Below are 17,342 nucleotides of genomic sequence, written 5' to 3'. Positions count from 1 at the left end.
CACCGAGTGGATTGCGGAGGTGTGATCGGGTGCGGTTAGCTTTCCGCGGAAACCGGCCTTTGTGCGGTCCGGGATGAGTGAGTGCTGGGTAAGAGGGGGCGACCGATGACGGCGGAGTTCGGGGATTTCGCGAACATTGATGTTGACAAGCTCCTGAGCGGGGCCGATGGTCAGTTCGCCAAGATGGAAGAGCTCCAGAAGTCCCTGGCGACGCTGGTCGGGCGCGCCCAGGACGATGACGGCCTGGTCATCGTGGAGTACGCCGCCGAGGGGCTGCGGGAACTCCAGCTCCACCCCAAGGCGATGCGGCTCAGCTCCGGCGAGCTGGCCGAGCGGATCAAGGAGGTCCTGCACGCCGCCACGCAGGACCTCCAGGACCAGGTCAACGCCGCCATGGCCGAGGCGTTCGGCGAGGAGGACAACCCGATGCGGTTGGTCCAGGACCCGGACGCGGCGCTGCAGCAGCTCAAGAGCGCCGAGGCGGCCTACAACCGGACGTTCGAGGACGTCATGGGCGAGCTCGACCGCATCCGCCGCCGTCTGGACCTGTAGCCGCCACGGGGCGCCGGGGCGCGGGTGGCGGGTCAGCCCCCCGGCGTCTTCGTGCCCGACGCACCCGGCAGCCCCTTGGTGGACACGGGCAGGCCCTCGATCATCACCTGCTCGAAGGCGGGCATGTCGCCGTTGGCCGGGGTCGTCGCCGTGGCCAGCTTCTGCTGGGTGGACTGGGAGAAGAACTGGCCGGCCATCGCGGCGATCATGGCGGCGGCTCCCAGGACCTTGAGGTTCTTCGTCGCCATGTTCTTCAGGCCCGTCTGGAAGATGTTGGCGTACGTGATCCCGGCGCTCTGGATGGCCAGGGAGGCGGCCTGGCCGATGCCGGGGACGACCTTGCTGGCCATCGCCGCCATGGCGAACCCGAACAGGATTCCGGACCCGGTCGTCGAGACGAGCGCGCCGGCGAACGACATCTTCGCGGCTCCGTCCATGCAGCCCCCGACGGCGTCGTTCATGCCCTTGCACTTGTCCAGCTCGTCGCAGAACTGCTTGTAGGCCGCGTCGAACTCCTCGCGGCCCATCTTCTTCCACTCCTCGTCGGACACCGACTTCGCCGCGTCCTTGATGGCGGTCTTCGTTTTTTCGATGTGGGGGTTCAGGCCCTTCCAGCCGTCTCCACACCCTTTGATGTCGCTCGGGCTGGAGTACAGGACGCCGATCGCCGCGGCGGCCATCCGGCAGGCGTAGGAGAACATCGGGCTGTTGGGGATGGCGGCGCTGGCCACGCACATGGCGAGCGAGGTCGTGTAGAGGCCCGTCCCCGAGCTGTAGACGTCCATGCCCGCTCAGACTCCCTTGAGTGTGTTGGCGTCCTCGGCGGCCTTGATGACCGTCGATCCCTCTTTCAGCTGCCCGCTCATCGTGGTGTTCAGGTGCGTCCTGGCCGACTCCAGGTACCTGACCATGTTGTCGCGGGTCCCGTTGTGCGCGGAGTTGAGCCCCATCAGGCCGAGCACGCCCAGGCCGGGGAAGCCGCCCAGGTCGATGCCGGAGGCGTTGGAGTGGGCGGTGGCGGCCTCCCCGCCCTCGTCACCGATGGCCTTGATCTTGCCGCTGAGCTTGGTCAGCGCGGTGGTGTCGGCCTTGCGCCAGTGGTCGCCCACGCCCTTCGTGGTGAGGTACTGCTCACGCTGCTGGGCGGCCTGCTTCTTCTTCTGTTCCTCGGCGGCTTTCCGCTGCTCCTCGGCCGCCTTCTTCTGTTCCTCGGCGGCCTTCTTCTGCTGCTCCGCCAGGTCCGGGGCGCCGGCTCCGCCTCCGAGCCCACCCGGTCCGGAGCCGCCGCCTCCGGTGTTGCCGAGGCCGCTGGGCATCCCGCCGCCGCCCGTATCGCCGCCGCCGGGCGACCCGCTCGGCACCGCCGGAGTCTCCAGGCCCGGCGTCTCGGCGCCGGGGGTCTCCGTGCCGGGGGTCCCGGTGCCCGGGGTGCCCGTGCCGGGCAGCTCGGTGCCCGGCATCTCCGCACCCGGGGTCTCCGCGCCCGGGGTCTCCGGCTGGCCCGGCGACGTGGGGTCGGTGCCGCCTCCGGGGGCGTTCGGATCGGACGGGTTCGTGGGGTCGGTCGGGTTACCGGAACCGCCGGGCTCGACGGGGACGGTCGGGTCGCCGGTTCCCGGGCCGCCGGTGTCGCCGGTTCCCGGACCGCTCGTGTCACCCGTCCCGGAGCCGTCGGAGCCGCCGGGGTTCCCCTGGTCACCCGGATTCCCGGAGTCCCCGGGGTTCCCCTGGTCGCCGGGGTCGCCGGAGTCCGCCGGGCCGTCGGTGCCCGGCGGATTGGGGTCCTCGGTCACGTCGCCGTTCGGGTCGTCGGGGTAGATCTCATCATCCGGCCCGGTCGCGTCGCCGTCGCCGGACCCGGCGTCGTCGTCCGGTCCGCTCGGCTCGATGTATCCGGGCTCGTCGGAATCGGCGTCCCCGGTCTCACCCGGGTCGTGCGCCTCGCCCTCGGGAACCCCCGCGTCACCGTCCGGGTCCCCGGACCCGTCGTCCGGGTCCCGGGAGACGTCGGTGGCCGGGTCCTCACCGGAGCCGCGCGAGCCGTCGTCCGGGTCCCGGGAGTCGTCGAAGGGGGAGCCGTCAGCGGAGCCGCGCGGGCCGTCCGCGGCCGCCCCGCCGTCGTTCGCCGCCCCCCCGGCGGGGCCGGCCTCGCCGTACGGGTCCGTGATGATCTCCTGCTTGGGGCCGTCGTCGGGAGACCCTCCGGGCGCGGCGCCACCCGTTCCCACGGCCGTCGCGGAGGCGTCGGCGCCGAGGGCGGACGACGCGGGCGACGTGGCCAGGTCGATCGGACCCTCGTAGCCGGTGAGGCCGGAGAAGTCGGACGCCGCGGACGCCTGCGCCGTGGAGGCCGCTTCCGCGCCGTCTTCGGCGGGACGGATGATCTCCACCGGGCCGGTGGTGGGTGGGGTCTGAGTCTCGCCCCAGTTGAGCAGGCGTTCGATGTTGAGGCTCTCGGCCAACTCCACCCTCCCCGTCACGTCGCGCAGTGATCGCCAACAGTAGCTCAACCACGTTTGGCCGGTACAGAAATGGATGAAGTATCAACTATCACGCAGGTGGCGGCCATGACCGCCGGGCGGTTATTAAAAGGATGACGCCTCGCTGGCCTGGGCGTTTGTTGTGAAGTCGTTGAAATGTTATGAGGCCGTAATATATGCGCGCGTTAGTTGTGCGGCTCTAGATCGCTAACATGCCATTCGATGATGTTCGCGGGGGTAGTTCCTTTTGTCGCTCTGTGTGACATATAAGTCACGGGGTGGGCGCGAGGACGTGGCGCCGTGACGAAGAGGCAGCCCCATGTCACGGAGGTGACCGGTGGAGTTTTACGGTGCGAGCCCAGAGAAGATCACCTTGGGTGCGACCCAGGTCGTCGACACCGCGCAGTTCGTCGAGGGTCTGCGCAGGGGCGTCGCGACCACGACCCAGGAGCTCACGGCCTCGGGCTGGCTCGGCGCGGCGGCCGTCAAGTTCCAGCAGGCCATGACCAAGTGGGACGAGCAGGCCCTCATCATCCGGCGTGACCTGGAGGACATCGCCGACCGGATGGGTCAGAACGCCGTCACCTACAGCGGGGCCGATCAGGACGTGCAGTCCGGTATGAACCGGGTCGACTCCCTCATCAACCTTCCCCCCAGGTAGCGCGTCCCCCGTAAACGGTCAGAGTAAGGAGAGTCGAATGTCCAACTCCGCAGGTGACTACACCAAGGTCGACTTCGGCCACATGGAGCGCGTCCAGGAACAGCTCCTCAAGGTCGTCACCGACATGGACAAGGCCACCGACGACCTGGTCACCAAGCTCCGGCAGACCCTGGGCGAGCAGGCCTGGGCCGGTGGCGCGGCGACCTTCTTCGAAGAGCACCGGGCCAAGTGGGACCGGGCGGAGCAGGAGATGGGCCGTCAGCTCCACGAGGCCGCGGTGGCCCTCGGCGTCGCCAACGACAACTACCGGGCCGCCGAGGCGCGCAACAAGGCGATCTGGTCCAGCTCCTGACGCGACCGGCACGCCGGTCTCCGTTCGGTCACCGCGGCGGCGGTGACCGGGACAGTCCGTCTCAGGTCGCGGGCCCATGGCCCGCGGCCCGGCCTCTCCACAAGGGGTGATCATGACCAGTAAGGACGCCATCGACGGCGCCGGTGACCGCGCGCTCTGGGTCGACCCCAACTGGCCCGGTCTGGACGGCTCCCCCGGCGCCGAGTTCAGCGCCTCCAAGATGCGGGCGATCGCCGGCGAGCTGGAGGAGTACGCCGGGATGCTCAAGGGCCCGGCCTACTCCGAGGGCTACACCACCGGGACGGTGGAGAGCGTCAGCGAGAACGGCGGACTGACCGCCAAGGAGATCGGCTCCTGGAGCGCGGCGCAGGCGTTCGCCCACACTGTCGGCCAGTCCAGCGGTGACGAGGGCGCCCAGGCGCTGTGGAAGGTGTACGGCCTCTTCGCCCAGCGGCTGGACGAGGCCGTCAAGGCGATCAGGGCGAACGCCGACGAGTACGACGGGGCCCGCCGAGCCAACGGCGGCTGAGGCGGGGCGCAGGGCAGAAGCGGGCAGGGGAAGGTGCTGTGGGAAGCGAAGCCAAGGTTCTGCTGATCCGGTCCTATAGCGCGGTTCCGGAGGCGGGCGCGCCCGCCGCCGGCAAGAGCGAGATCGAGAGGCTGCTGCGCGACACCTCTCCGGCCGCCGTCAACGACGCGGGGTTCGCCTACGGCAACGCCGCCGGGACCATCGACCTCGTCCTCGGCGCGTTGCAGCGCAACGCGGCCGAGCTGTCGCGGGTGTGGGGCGGCGACGCGGCGAAGGAGGTGCAGAAGGCGCTGCAGATGCTGCACGCCACGGGCTCCGAGCTGGTCTCGAAGATGAACCAGATGTCCACCACCCTGCGGCTCTACGGCGGCGAGTACCTCCCCCAGGCCATCGCGAAGATCGAGAAGATCCCCGACCCGAAGGTGCCGACCCCCACCCCGGGGCCCTCGCCGACTCCGGGGGCGACGTCCCGGGCGACCTCGTCGCCGTCGCCGACCGCCACCCCGACGACCACGCCCACCCCCGGCGCGACGTCCTCCGGGGAGACGGTCCTGACGCCGGAGGACGCCGACCGGGCGGCGCGCGAGGTGCTGAAGGAGCTCAACGAGAAGATCGTCGAGCTCTACACCTCGTACGTCCCCCCGCACGTGTCGTACGAGCTTCCGGTCGTGGCGCTGCCGGGCGGACCCGGCGACTACCGGGACACCCGCTACCCGGACGGCTCGCCGAACAACGGCTCGATCTTCTCCGGGAACGGTTCGGGAGGCGCGTACAACCCGGGCGGCTCCTCGTGGCCGGACGGGTCCGGCGGCGGCTCCGGTTCGGGTTCCGGCTCCCACGGCTCCGGTTCGGGTTCCGGCGGCTCGGGCGGTTCGGGCTCGGGTGGCGGCGGGGCGAACGGCTCCGGCGGCGGTTCGGGCTCGCACGGCTCGGACTCCGGCTCCGGCTCCGGTGACACCGGCACGAACGGGCCGGGCTCCCACGCGCCCGGCGACACGGGGACGGGCCTGCCCGGGGCGAACGACCCCGGTGCGAACGGTCCCGGCGCGGACGGTTCCGGATCGAACGGCACCGGCCGGAACGGCGACGGCACCGTACCGCCCGTGATCGGCGGAGACGAGGGCTCCCGGTACGACCCCCGCGCCACCGAGATGTCGAACTTCAACCCGCAGACGCCCACGACCACCGTCTCGCCGTACAACTCGCTCGGGCACCCCAACCCGGTGATCGGCAACACCACCGTGACCCCGAACCCGAACGTGACCGCCTTCCCCAACGTCACGACCAACGTCCCGCCGATCCTCGGCGGTCCCGGCACCGGGAACGGCCCGGGGAACGGGTACGGCTTCGGGAACGGCTCCGGCTGGGGCTCGGCGAACGCGAACGGCGTGACCTCCGCCGTGCTGTCGCGGGGCACGACGGGTGGCCCCGGGATGATCCCGCCCCTCATGGGAGGCGGGGCCGCGGAGGGGGAGCAGGAGGAGCGGAGCCCGGGCATCCCCGTCTCCGAGGTCGACGACGTCTGGGGCTCCGCCGAAGGCGGGGGGCCCTCGCTGCTCTGCTGAGGGACCGCCGTCCGCCGGGGGCCGGTCCTCCGGGGACCGCCGCTCCGGCGGTGGCCGCGGACACCTCCGGCGTCCGCCCGGCGACCCCGTGGGCGGCGCGCCGTACGGAGGGCGCCGAAGATCCGATACGGGTAGGGTGATCGCTTACCCGGAGGTTTCGGGGAGACCATCCGGAAAGCCGTACGGAAGAGTGTGGTGGTCATGTCCGATAACGGAGAGAAGCCCGCGCACAGCGGCGCCTCCCGGGAGGTGGGCTTCACCGAGGGCAAGGTGAAGGGGCTGGGCGGCTCCATGGGACAGCACGTCCCGCACCTCAGGGACCTCTCCACCAGGACCAAGGGCTTCGCCTTCGACTGGCCCGACTGCGGCGTGCTGGGCATGGGCATCAACAGCGCCCACTCGCAGGCGTGCGACGAGGGCGCGGCGGCGCTCGACGCCGCGGCGGCGGCGCTGGAGTCGTGGCAGCACTCTCTGGCCGACGCGGACAAGTTCTACAAGGACGCCGACGACCGCAGCAAGGTCAAGGACTCCGGTGGGGACGACAAGGTCAAGGACTCCGGTGGGGACGACAAGAAGATCCCCGTCTCCGGCCCGGGGTCGCCCTCCGGCGGACCCGACATCGACTCCCTGCTGAACGGCCCGTCCGCGGGGGGCGGTCCCGCCGGCCTCGGGCCGACGGGCCTGGGACCGGGCGGCGGGGCGCCGGGCGGCAACCTGCCGTCCGCGCCGAACCTGAACGGCGGTCCGCCGAACCTCGGCTCCGGCCTGAACGGAGGGCCGCCCGGAACGGACCCGTCCAGGAACGGCCTCCCGGGGGTCGACGTCCCCCGGCCGAACGTGCCCGGCACCGACGTCCCCCGCCCGAACATCCCCGTCCCGAACGTGCCCGACCCGAACACGGCCGTCCCGAACGTGTCCGTGCCGAACGCGCCGGATCTCAACGGCGCGCTCCCCGACCCCTCCCGCTACAACCCGAACACCACGCACCTGGCGGGCTACGACCCCGACGACCTGCTCGCCCAGCAGGCCCGCCAGGCCCAGCAGCTCCAGAACGCGGCGCCGCCGAACTGGCCGGGCGACCCGGCGGGGCAGGTCCAGCCCCCCGGCAACCCCCAGAACAACCAGGGCAACCAGAACAACCAGGGAAGCCAGAACCGCGGTAGCCAGAGCGGCGGCGGCTTCGGCGGGAGCTCCCCCTCGCAGGCGGTACGCCCCGTCGCGTCCGGCGCGACCGGCGTGCCGGGTATGGGCGGCATGCCGATGGTCCCTCCCATGGGCGGCGGCGGAGCCCCCGGCGGCAAGGACGAGGAGAGGGAGCCCTCGGCGCTGCTGCGCGGAAGCGAGCAGGACTGGGAGGACGACGTGGACATCGCCCCCTCGGTCATCAGCCACGAGGTGTGACGGTGAGAGACGGCAGGGCGGAAGGAGCGCCTCGTGGCGTATGAGAACGATGTCCGGTTGTTCACGGCGTCCGTGGCGGCGACGGTCGTCGCCGCCGGGCTGCTCAGGAGCAAGCAGGCATTGGCGATCCCCGTCGCGCTCGGCCTGCTGGTCTCCAATCCCGCCAGCATGAAGAAGGCGGCCGAGGGGTGGTGCGACCAGGGCAAGGAGAACTCCCCGGAGAACCTCGACCGGATCACGGCCGACATCAAGAACCTGAAGAAGCAGGTCAAGGAGAACAAGCACTGGGAGGGTGAGGCGGCGGAGACCTTCAACACCGCCGCGGACTCCTTCCTCGCGGCGCTGAGCGACAACAAGAGGTACCGCCAGGCCGCGGGCGAGTGCGCCGGCCAGACCGGGGACGCCTACCACGCCGCGGCCGTGTTCGCCAGTTACGTCGCCGCGACGATGCTGACGCTCGGGGCGGCCTTCCAGGCCGCCAGGCTCCTCCCGCCGCTCGTGGGGGTTCCCGTGCAGGTCGCGATCCTCCAGATCGTCAACAAGATCAACGCCGTGGTCAACGCCGTCGTCAAGCGGAAGACGGTGCTCGTGGCCGCCGCCGCCACCATCTTCGCCGCGGTCAACACCCTGCAGATCGGCCACCAGGCGCTGTTCTTCGGCATGAAGACCCTCCCGGGCCAGACGCCGGACTTCACCCAGGCGGGCCTGCGGTACCAGAAGGGGACGGGCATCAGCCCGAAGCCGAGGTAGGGGGCCTTCCCGGCGGGACGCCCTCACCGCCGACCGGCGTCGGCGTCGGCGTCCGACCGTTCCTCCCGGCCCCCTCCTTCCCCCGCCCGCGCCGGACGCCCGCCCCGGAGAACCCCGGGGTTCCCGCCTCGGAGCCCCGGGGCACACGCCTGGACGCCCGGACGGGCGCCACGCTCACTGCTGCGGCGGGGTCACCGCCGCCGGGGCGGTCTGGATCGGGTTCCTGGCCGCCTCCGGGTCGAGCGCCGGTCCCTCGGGGATGAGGTGCAGCAGGTGGGCCGGCAGCGGCGCGACGTTCTTCTCGCCGTAGCCGAGGGCGGGCAGCAGCTCGGCGGACGGGATCGCGTGCCGACGCCCCTGGTCGCCGATGAGGTAGAGCGGCCCGACGGCGTCGAGCCGCCCCTCCCCGGGCAGGACGCCCACCAGGGCGGCCGAGCCCGGGGTGAGCAGCACCTGGTCGGCCACCTCCTGGTTGAACCAGCCCTTCGGCGGCTGCGGGATGGGCTTGGCGGCGCCCACCGTCAGCACCGCCCGGGCCGATCCCCGCTCGGTGCCGGAGTAGACGGCGCAGAGCGGGGTCGCGCCGGACACCGTGATGACCTTCGGCATGGCCGACGGCAGGTCGGGGGCGCCAAGGTCGGTGGCGGACGCCTTCGTCGCGTTCACCGTCGCGGCGTCCAGCTCGACCGGCTGGGCGGACGCGCCGCGGTACGCCTTCTGCTTGATGACCGGGCTCTGCAGCAGCAGGGCGGCCTGCGCCGGGGTGAGGGACGCCAGGCCGTCGGGGAGCAGGACGTACCAGCGGGCGGGCATGCCGGCCACCGGCGACACCGTGAACACCGTGCCGGCCCGGTAGCGGTCACCGTCGGGCCCGGTCACGGCGCGGCCGAGGCCGGGGATGTCCGGGCCGCGGAAGGCGGGCCCCTCGGGCAGCGCGTTGAGCCAGGCCGCCGGGACCTGCCGGGGCCGCTCGGCGGTCATCGTCCGCACCGCCTCGGCCGGGACCCGCATCCGCCGGTTCGACCAGAGCATCCAGGTCTGGCCCCCCTCCTCCACGACCACGGCCGAGCCCTGCTCGATCGGGGCGCCGCCGACGTCGATGCCGCCGAGCAGCGTGGTGTACGGCCTGCGCTCGTTGCCGGTGTCCACGCCGTCGACCACGCACGCCGTCCAGGGGGTGCGGACCAGGCGGTCGGGGGCGGGCAGCGACTTCGGGGCGCCGGCGATGCCCACCATCGCGTCGCGCCGGAACTGCGCGAGCGAGGCCGCGCTGACCGCGCGGACCTTCACCTGCTGTTCGCCGAGCAGCAGCCGCGCGGAGGTCACGTTGTCGACCGGGATCAGCCGCTCCTTGGGGGCGCTGTAGACGAAGACCGCGCCCGACTCCTCCTCTATGAGCACCGTCCCGGGAGCGGTGAGCGCGGTCGCGCTGCCGGGGCGGAGCATCCCCAGGATGCCGAAGATCGCCGCCACGACCACCGCGACCAGCGCGGAGCCGAACATGGCCACGTTGTGCCGGCGCGTGGGCGACTCCGGCAGGTCCGGCTCGCCCTGGAGCAGCGCCATGCTCAGGCGCTGGGTCATCAGCCGGTACGCCTGGTAGAGATCCCGACGGGTCTGCATTCCACCTCCGCGTCGCGGTGTGAGCGGTAGCCGACAGCATAGAAGCGCGATCAAGGGGACGGCATCACCGGCAGGGTCGGTGAACGGCCCTTGGCCACGAGGTTTCGGAGCGTCGAAAGCCTCCTGAACAGGCCACCGTGACCCCGGGAGGGGCGCTGAGCGGATGGTAGAGATGTCCCGGAAAGGTGTTGATCACGGAGGGGTCATGGCGCAGGAGATACACGTCACATCGGCGGCGATCCGAAGCGTCCGCACCGAGATCGGCGACGACCTGATCCCCGAGATCAGGGAACTGCGGGACATGGTGCGCAGCACCGACCTGGAGGACACCGGCCCGGATCTCCTGCGGCCCCTCGGGTGGGGCGCCGCCGGGGAGCCGATCATCGGGATCCGCTACCGGGAGATCCAGCGGGACGTCGTCCACAAGTTCGACGACGCCCTGGAGGTGCTGGACACGTGGCTGGAACTGCTGGAGAGGGCCGAGCGGAACTGGCGGACCGCCGAGTCGCGCAGCGTCGTCGTCTACCGGTGACGGGGCCCGCGAGATGAACGACTTCACACCGCCGGCGCGCGTCGCGGGCGTCCCGCCGCTGCCGCCGGGCTGGCAGCCGGCCACGCCGCCGCCGACGGCCTGGGCGCCGCCGCAGCCGCAGCCGGCCTGGGCGCCGCCGCAGCCGCAGCCGGCCTGGGCGCCGCCGCAGCCCGCGCCGACGACCTGGACGCCGCCACAGGCGCCTCACAACGCGTCCCAGGCACGCGGAGGCTCCCAGCCGTCGCAGCCGTCCCGGGCGGCCGGTGGAGGCGCCCACCGGTGGTCCTCCGGGGGCGGGCGGCACCGTGCCCCGTCGCCCCACCGGCCGTCCCCCGGCGTGGCGGCCAGGAGCGCCAAGGGCGTGCTGACCGACGCCTCGAAGATCCTCAGCAACCTGCAGAAGGGGGCGCGGCTGGCGCCCACCCTGTACGCGGGCGTGGCGATCGCGGCGACCGCGGCGGCGAACGTGCCCGGGATGGCAGACGTCTACAACAACTGGGAGTCCCTGCACTCGCGGCTGGACACCGCCGTCAAGAGCTACTCGGCCGCCCTGCTCGCCGCGGGCGCCGGGGGCTGGATCGCGGAGGACCGCGACGCGTACGAGGACGCCGTACGGCGCTTCCAGGAGGGCCTGGAGAGCATGCGCGGCTACGTCAAGACGATCGCGGGCATCGTCGACGAGGTCGGCGACGCCTACCGCGCCTACTGGGTGGCGATCGCCCGGCTGGCCGCGACGTTCCTGCTGCTCGCCACGGTCGCCGCCGCCATGCTCCTGACGCCCTGGGCCGGGTCCGCCGCGCTCAACCTCCGGATGCTCGGCACCCTGGCCACCCAGATCATCAGCGTCTCCACCGGCGCGCTGTGGAAGCTCATCGAGATGGTGGCCGGCGGCTTCGCGGTCTACTTCGGCGGCAAGGCGATCTTCCAGATGTACAACCTCGAACCCACCGGCGCGGCGCGGATCGACTTCACCCAGGCCGAGATCAGGATCGGCGACCTGCCGTCCTTCCGGAAGCCGCCGCCGTCCTCCGGGAACGCGCCCCAGCCCCCGCCGTCGGCCGGGGGCGTGCCCGGTCTCCCCGCGCCGCCGGGTGGGACCGTACCCGGGAACGTGCCCGGCCTCCCGCCGAGCGCGGGTTTCCAGTGGCTTTCCCCCAGGCAAGAGATTCCGGAGCCGGCCAGATGACGAGATTCGACCCTGATGACCCGCGTGTGGAGAGCATGGAGGACCTCGACGAGGTCGTACGGCACAGCGAGCGGGTGATGGCCGGGCTGGCGGAGGCCCAGCGGGAACTCGCGGCCGTGACGGGCGAGGGGAGCGCCGCCGACGGCATGGTCCGCGCGGAGGTGGACGGCGCCGGCCGGATCCGGCGGATCGCCTTCGACCCGCGTGCGGCGCGGATGGACACCGCGACGCTGGCCGAGGCGGCCACCGAGGCGGTCCGGGCGGCGCAGGAGGAGGCGGCGCGCCGCAACGACGAGCTGCTCAGGGCGGCGACGGGCGGCGCGCCGGTCACCCTGGACATGGAGCGGGCCCGCCGGGAGTTCGAGGAGATCGGCGCGGACCTGGCCCGCACCCTGCGTGACCTGACGGAGAAGTGGTGACGCCGGCTCCACCGTGACGCCGGGCGGCCACGGTCGCGGGGGGCCGGAGGGGCGCCTTCCGCCGCCGGAACCGGCGAGGCCCGCCTCCCCTCCACCGAACCGCGGTGGAGGGGAGGCGGGCCTCCTCATGCGCCGGGACGCAGGCTCCACCGTGACCGCCGGGAGCCGGCGGTCACGGCGTCCGCGGGTGTCAGCCGCAGTTGGCCCAGCCCGAGCTCGTGCTACCGGTGGAGGAGCCGCCGCTGACGCGCACGCACTTCCCCTTGCCGGACAGGATCACCGGCCCGGCGTAGAACTCGTAGCTTCCCCGTTCGGTCTTGCTCGCGCCGTTCTGGACCTCCAGGGTCGCCCAGACCGAGGTGGCGACGCCCACGTCGGCGGTCTTCATCGTGACCGCGCAGTTGAGGCCGCTGGAGGAGTTGTAGAGCTGGTAGACGGCTCCCCCGGAGAACGGGACCGACCGCTGCACGTAGAAGCCCGGCCCGCAGGCCTGCTCGGGGGAGTGCGGGTTACGGGCCGGCGGCTGCGTCGGCTTCTCCGGGGCGCTCGTCGACGGCCGGCTCGTCGGGGCCGGCGGAATCTCCGTCGGGGCCGTCGGGACCACCGTCGGCCTGGGCGGCGGCGTCGGCTTGACCGTCCGGGTCGGCGCCGGCGGCGGCGGCGTCGGCTTCACAGTTCGGGTCGGCGCCGGCGGCGGCGGTGACCAGGTCCTGGTGGGCTTCGGCTCGGCCGTCTGCGTCGGCCTCGGCGGGTGCGTCGGCCGGGGCGCCTGCGTGGCGGTCACCGTGGGCGTCGGCATGGGGACCCACGTCGGGCTTCCGCTCGGCTGGGGCGTCGTCGGGGCCGTCGGCACCGGGGTGGCGGGTCCGCTCGGCTGGGGGGTCGCCGGAGCCGTCGGCTCCGTCGGAGCCGGGGAGCCGCCGTCGGTCGGCTGGGGCGTCGCGGGCCCGCTCGGCGGCGGCGTCGGGGCCGGTGTCGGGTCGACCTCCGGCTTGTTGGGGTTCCTCCCCTTGCCCTTGCCGTTGCCGTTGCCGTTGCCGTTGTCGTTGTCGTTGGTGGGCTGCGCCGTCGGCTGGGCCGTCGGCTGGGCCGGGGGCGTCGGCGCGCCCGTGGCGGGGTTCGTCGGCACCGGCACCGGGACGGGCGGCGAGGTGGGATACGCCGTGATCGACGGGATCGGCGGGGGGACCGGGGTCTCCGTGGCCAGCCTCATCGGCGAGACGTCCGGGACCTCGGGGTCGGTCGTGGCGTTCCACGGCACGGTCACCCTGGCCGTCGGCTGGTCACCGATCCCGCCCTGGTCGCCGTACCCACCGGCGTCACCGGTGTCGCCCTGCCCCTGGCCCTGGCCCTGGCCTTGACCCTGGCCCTGCCCCTGGCCGTTCCCCTGGGCGACCCGGGACAGGCCGGCGTGGCCGTTCCCGCCCAGGGCGGCGGCCTGCTCCGTGTTGCCGAGCGAGGTGTACTGCCCCGCCGCCCACAGCCCGGCGCCGGACAGCAGGACGGCCCCGCCCACGCAGGCGGCCAGCGCCACGGAGAGCTTGCCGTTCCTGCGCCGCTTCTCGGGCTCGGGGGCCAGCTGCATCACGACCGGTCCCTGCTGGTCCGGCGGCGGCGCGTCCGTGGGGAGCGGCGGCGCGCCCCAGCCGGAGGGGACCGCCGGCTGCGGGAGGGTGGCCTCCGGGTGGCCCGGCGCGGCGGCCTGCGGCGCCTCGGGCCGCCAGTCGTCCCCGGTGATCTGCGGCACCTGCTGCTCGCCGAGCAGGCGGAGCATGGCGGCCTTGGTGTCCGGCCGCTCCTGGGGGCGCTTGCTCAGGCAGACGGCGAGGAGGCCGGCCAGGTCGGCGGGCAGGCCGACCAGGTTGGCCGGGCCGTCCATCAGCCTGTCCAGCTGCCCGCCGAACGGAGAGCGGCCGGTGGCCGCGTACAGGACGGTCGCGGCCCAGGAGAAGATGTCGGCGGGCCTGCCGGGGACGACGCCGGCCCCCGGGGTCAGCTCGGCCTGGATGTGCTCGGGGGCGCGGTAGTCGGGCTCGGGGCCGATGACGCCGAGGCCGATGTCGCAGACGAGCGGCCCGTCGGGGCCGAGGATCACGGTGTCGGGGCTGAGGCCCCCGTGGGTGATGCCGGAGAGGTGGACGGCGGTCAGCGCGGTGAGGGTGGCGACGGCGAGCCGCTCCAGCGCGTCGCCGGTCAGTGGACCGTCGGCGGTCACGGCCTCGCGCAGCGAGCGTCCCTCGACGTGTTCGCGTACGACGTACGGGGTGTCGCCGTCCCAGCCGACCTCGATCAGCTTCGCGGTGTGCGCGCCGGAGACCCGCCTGACGGCCTCCAGGCCGTCGGTGATCTGCGCTCGCGCGCCGGGGTCGATCCCGGGCCGCGGGGGCAGGATCCGGATCGCGCGCAGGGTGTCCTCGTCCGGCAGGTGACCCAGATGAACGGGGGGCTGAAGGCGGCCGAGACGGCCGACGAGGACGTATGGACCTATACGTCCTGGGTCTTCAGCCAGCAATGGGTTTAAATCGCCCATTTCACTCCTTCTGGCTCAACTTGCCATCAAAACCGCTGATTGGCGGTCTAGTCCTATCGAATCAAACGTGCGTCACGAAATTCACATAATTCACATCTCTTTCACGCCCCGTTCTCGAGCGCGCCCGCCCGCCACCTCCGGCGGCGCCCCGCGGGGATCGCGACGCCGGCCACGACGACCATGCCCGCCGCGGCGAACGAGCCGAGGGCGACCCACCCGGCGATCGACATGCTCCGGACGTCCTTCGCCGGCGCCCGCCGTATCGCGTCGGGCGGCAGCGGGACGGGCGGCGGCGGCGCGAGCGCGACGGCCTCCGAGGGCAGCACCGCCGTGACGGCCAGCAGCGGGTTGACCACCCCCGCGCCGACGCCCGCCCCGGTGCCGCCGTCGGCGGTCAGCGCGATGCGCCGCACCGTCGCCTCGGCGCTCAGCTCCGGGTGGTACGCCCGGACCAGCGCCGCCACCCCCGCCACGTACGGCGCCGCGAAGCTGGTGCCACGCAGGTCCTCCCGGTAGGTGACCCACGGCCAGGTGCTCGTGACCCCCTCGCCGGGAGCCAGGACGCTGACCGGGGAACCGGTGTTGGAGAAATCGGTCCGGCGCCCGTCGGGACCGGCGGCGCCGACCGACAGCACACCGGGGTAGGAGGCCGGGTAGGCCGGCGTGGAGTCGTTGTGCTCGGAGTTGCCCGCCGCGGCCACGACCACCGCCCCCTTGGCCTGGGCGTAGGTGACCGCGGTGCGCAGGTCGGGCTGGTCGCTCGCCCGGACCGACACGTTGATCACGTCGGCGCCGAGGTCGGCGGCCCGCGCGATGGCCCGTGCCAGGTTCCCCACGTCGCCCTCGTTGCCGTCCGTGTGCTTGACGGAGATCAGCCTGGCCTGCGGCGCGACCCCGGAGAAAGGGGACTCCTTGCGCTGCCGCCCGGCGACGATGCCCGCCACCGCCGTGCCGTGACCGTCGCAGTCGCGCGTCCCGGTGCCGGTGACGTCGTACACGGCGGCCCCCTTGAGCTGGGGGTGCGTGGTGTCCAGCCCGCTGTCGACGACCGCGACGGTGATCCCGGCGCCCTTGGTCAGCCGCCACACGTCCCGCAGGCTGAGCCGCCGCTGTGCCCAGGGCTCGACGATGCTCTTCGTGCCGGGTTTCGGCGCGCACTGCCTCGGCTCGGCCGCCCGCGCGGCGGGCGGCCCCTCGGGCAGCGGGACCGCCCGCGCGGCGGCGGGCGGCCCCGGGGGCGCCACGGTCACCGCGGCCGCTCGCGCGGCGGACGGTCCCGGCACCGCGGCCGTCGCCAGCAGCGACACGGCGGCTAGTGTCCGGCCGATCACCATGTGTCCCCCCGGGCTGGGTGAATACCGGGCGAAACACTACTCAACCCGATCAAGGGACGTCATGCCGACGGCCGAATCCCCGCCCGAATCCCACCTGAGGACGGCCCGGGGACGGCTCGGGGACGGCTCGGGGACACGGCCGTGCGGCCCGGGAGGGCCACCGTCCCGCGGGGGGACGCCGCCGGGCGGTCGGGGAGGGCGCCGTACGGCCCGCGAGCACCGCCGGGCGGTCGGTGGACGCCACCGGACCGCCCTAAGCTGCTGTCGTGCGAGGACGGGCCGCCGGACGCGACGGCGGCCGTCCGGTTCACGGAGGAACGCGGCGAGGAGCGGCATGAGCGAGTATCCGTGGGGCGAGGCGACCGCCACCGGGATCGGGTCCCACCCGGGGGAGGACCACGTGGAGGCGATCAGGATCGTCTTCGGCGAACTGCCCGCCCTGCCGTACCTCCCGGAGCTGCCCGCGCGCGGCGTCGGCGCCGACATGGTCGGCAGGTCCGCCTCGCTGCTGGTCGAGCTGCCGGTGGAGGTGCAGCCGTCCGGGTGGCGCTTCACCGACCGGCCGGGACGCGATGTGAAGCGGGCCCGCGACCACCTGCGGCGCGACCTCGACGCGCTGGAGGAGGCGGCGCAGGGGTACGAGGGCCCGCTGAAGATCCAGGCGGCCGGGCCGTGGACGCTGGCCGGGGCGATCGAGCTGCGGCACGGCGACAAGACGCTCGCCGATCCCGGCGCGGTGCGCGACCTGACCGCCTCCTTCGCCGAGGGGCTCGCCGCCCACCTCGCCGACGTGCGGCGCAGGGTGCCGGGGGCCACGGAGATCGTCCTGCAGCTCGACGAGCCGGGACTGCCGGGCGTCCTGGCCGGCACGGTGCCGACCGCCTCGGGCTTCGGGCGGCTGCCCGCCGTGGACCCCCAGGTCGCCGCCGAACGGCTGGGCGCGGTGCTGCCCGCCGGGGCGTTCCCGGTCGTGCACTGCTGCGCCCCGGACGTGCCCTTCGCGCTCCTCCGTACGGCGGGCGCCCGGGGGATCTCGCTCGACGCCGCCCTGCTCCGGCGGCGCGACGAGGACGCGATCGGCGAGGCGGTCGAGGCAGGGACGGCCCTGTTCCTCGGCGTGGTGCCCGGCGCCGGCGGCCCGCTGCCCGATGTGGGGGTGGTCGCCCGGCCCGCCGTCGAGCTCTGGCGCCGCCTCGGCTTCCCCGCCGCGACGCTCGCCTCGCAGGTCGTCCTGACCCCGTCATGCGGGCTGGCCGGGGCCTCGCCCGCCTACGCCCGTGCCGCCCTGGCGAAGGTGCGCGGCGCGGCCCTGGTGCTGCGGGAGGACCCCGGCGAGTGACCCCGCCGGGACCGCCCGCCGGCGGGTGAGGCGGTCCTCACATTGTCGGTGCCCGGCGATAGCGTTTCACTTGGGAGTCGCTGCTTCTG

The 17,342-nt window shown here is 73.4% G+C and carries 16 protein-coding genes; 11 read left to right on the top strand and 5 right to left on the bottom strand.

All coding sequences use genetic code 11. The features are described from left to right. Positions 1 to 105 precede the first annotated feature (105 nt). A complete protein-coding gene (locus HDA43_RS22730) occupies positions 106 to 552 on the top strand; it encodes a YbaB/EbfC family nucleoid-associated protein (protein ID WP_179824957.1) in 447 nt (148 codons plus the stop codon). Between the two features lie 32 nt (positions 553 to 584). Here HDA43_RS22730 and HDA43_RS22725 read toward each other — a convergent pair whose 3' ends face one another. Then, complete coding sequence (locus HDA43_RS22725) at positions 585 to 1,337, bottom strand: hypothetical protein (protein WP_179824954.1); 753 nt, start codon at positions 1,335 to 1,337, stop codon at positions 585 to 587. 6 nt (positions 1,338 to 1,343) lie between these two features. Then, the gene (locus HDA43_RS22720; RefSeq protein ID WP_179824952.1) at positions 1,344 to 3,014 is read right to left on the bottom strand and encodes a cell envelope integrity TolA family protein; all 1,671 of its coding nucleotides are present in this window, start codon (positions 3,012 to 3,014) and stop codon (positions 1,344 to 1,346) included. Between the two features lie 355 nt (positions 3,015 to 3,369). Between HDA43_RS22720 and HDA43_RS22715 the strand changes: the two genes are divergently transcribed. The 6 genes from HDA43_RS22715 (at position 3,370) to HDA43_RS22690 (ending at position 8,290) form a co-directional block, all read left to right on the top strand. Beyond that, the gene (locus HDA43_RS22715) at positions 3,370 to 3,693 is read left to right on the top strand and encodes a WXG100 family type VII secretion target (protein WP_179824950.1); all 324 of its coding nucleotides are present in this window, start codon (positions 3,370 to 3,372) and stop codon (positions 3,691 to 3,693) included. A gap of 37 nt (positions 3,694 to 3,730) precedes the next feature. Further along, positions 3,731 to 4,045 carry a WXG100 family type VII secretion target gene (locus tag HDA43_RS22710; RefSeq protein ID WP_179824947.1) on the top strand — a complete coding sequence of 105 codons (315 nt, stop codon included), beginning with the start codon at positions 3,731 to 3,733 and terminating at the stop codon, positions 4,043 to 4,045. A gap of 112 nt (positions 4,046 to 4,157) precedes the next feature. Next, complete coding sequence (locus HDA43_RS22705; RefSeq protein WP_179824939.1) at positions 4,158 to 4,574, top strand: hypothetical protein; 417 nt, start codon at positions 4,158 to 4,160, stop codon at positions 4,572 to 4,574. 38 nt (positions 4,575 to 4,612) lie between these two features. After that, on the top strand, positions 4,613 to 6,139 hold the full coding sequence (locus tag HDA43_RS22700; protein WP_179824938.1) for a WXG100 family type VII secretion target: 1,527 nt from the start codon (positions 4,613 to 4,615) through the stop codon (positions 6,137 to 6,139). A gap of 201 nt (positions 6,140 to 6,340) precedes the next feature. Continuing rightward, positions 6,341 to 7,540 carry a hypothetical protein gene (locus tag HDA43_RS22695; RefSeq protein WP_179824936.1) on the top strand — a complete coding sequence of 400 codons (1,200 nt, stop codon included), beginning with the start codon at positions 6,341 to 6,343 and terminating at the stop codon, positions 7,538 to 7,540. Positions 7,541 to 7,573: 33 nt separating this feature from the next. Continuing rightward, positions 7,574 to 8,290 (top strand): hypothetical protein, encoded by a 717-nt coding sequence (locus HDA43_RS22690; RefSeq protein WP_179824934.1) that lies wholly within the window; start codon positions 7,574 to 7,576, stop codon positions 8,288 to 8,290. Between the two features lie 174 nt (positions 8,291 to 8,464). Here the strand turns inward: HDA43_RS22690 and eccB are convergent, their stop codons facing one another. Next, positions 8,465 to 9,913, bottom strand: coding sequence for a type VII secretion protein EccB (eccB, locus tag HDA43_RS22685; RefSeq protein ID WP_179824932.1), 1,449 nt, complete (start codon positions 9,911 to 9,913; stop codon positions 8,465 to 8,467). 205 nt (positions 9,914 to 10,118) lie between these two features. On the opposite strand from eccB, the gene HDA43_RS22680 reads away from it, so the two are divergent. The 3 genes from HDA43_RS22680 to HDA43_RS22670 are packed head-to-tail and all read left to right on the top strand — an operon-like array spanning position 10,119 to position 12,050. Beyond that, positions 10,119 to 10,445: a hypothetical protein gene (locus HDA43_RS22680; RefSeq protein WP_179824930.1), complete on the top strand. Its 327-nt coding sequence runs from the start codon at positions 10,119 to 10,121 to the stop codon at positions 10,443 to 10,445. Positions 10,446 to 10,458: 13 nt separating this feature from the next. Next, a complete protein-coding gene (locus HDA43_RS22675) occupies positions 10,459 to 11,631 on the top strand; it encodes a hypothetical protein (protein ID WP_179824928.1) in 1,173 nt (390 codons plus the stop codon). Next, positions 11,628 to 12,050, top strand: coding sequence for a YbaB/EbfC family nucleoid-associated protein (locus tag HDA43_RS22670; protein ID WP_179824927.1), 423 nt, complete (start codon positions 11,628 to 11,630; stop codon positions 12,048 to 12,050). The genes HDA43_RS22675 and HDA43_RS22670 overlap by 4 nt, the downstream gene beginning before the upstream one ends. Positions 12,051 to 12,240: 190 nt before the next feature. Here the strand turns inward: HDA43_RS22670 and HDA43_RS22665 are convergent, their stop codons facing one another. Both HDA43_RS22665 and mycP read right to left on the bottom strand, forming a co-directional pair. Then, positions 12,241 to 14,580, bottom strand: coding sequence for a serine/threonine protein kinase (locus HDA43_RS22665; RefSeq protein WP_179824924.1), 2,340 nt, complete (start codon positions 14,578 to 14,580; stop codon positions 12,241 to 12,243). A gap of 101 nt (positions 14,581 to 14,681) precedes the next feature. After that, positions 14,682 to 15,887, bottom strand: coding sequence for a type VII secretion-associated serine protease mycosin (gene mycP / locus HDA43_RS22660; RefSeq protein WP_179824923.1), 1,206 nt, complete (start codon positions 15,885 to 15,887; stop codon positions 14,682 to 14,684). Positions 15,888 to 16,248: 361 nt separating this feature from the next. Here mycP and HDA43_RS22655 point away from each other — a divergent pair, with 361 nt between their 5' ends. Then, positions 16,249 to 17,253 (top strand): methionine synthase, encoded by a 1,005-nt coding sequence (locus HDA43_RS22655; protein ID WP_179824921.1) that lies wholly within the window; start codon positions 16,249 to 16,251, stop codon positions 17,251 to 17,253. Positions 17,254 to 17,342: the final 89 nt, after the last annotated feature.

The organism is Streptosporangium sandarakinum (genome assembly GCF_013409935.1).
Classification (GTDB): domain Bacteria; phylum Actinomycetota; class Actinomycetes; order Streptosporangiales; family Streptosporangiaceae; genus Streptosporangium; species Streptosporangium nondiastaticum.
This window is presented reverse-complemented; position numbering and strand designations above follow the sequence as displayed.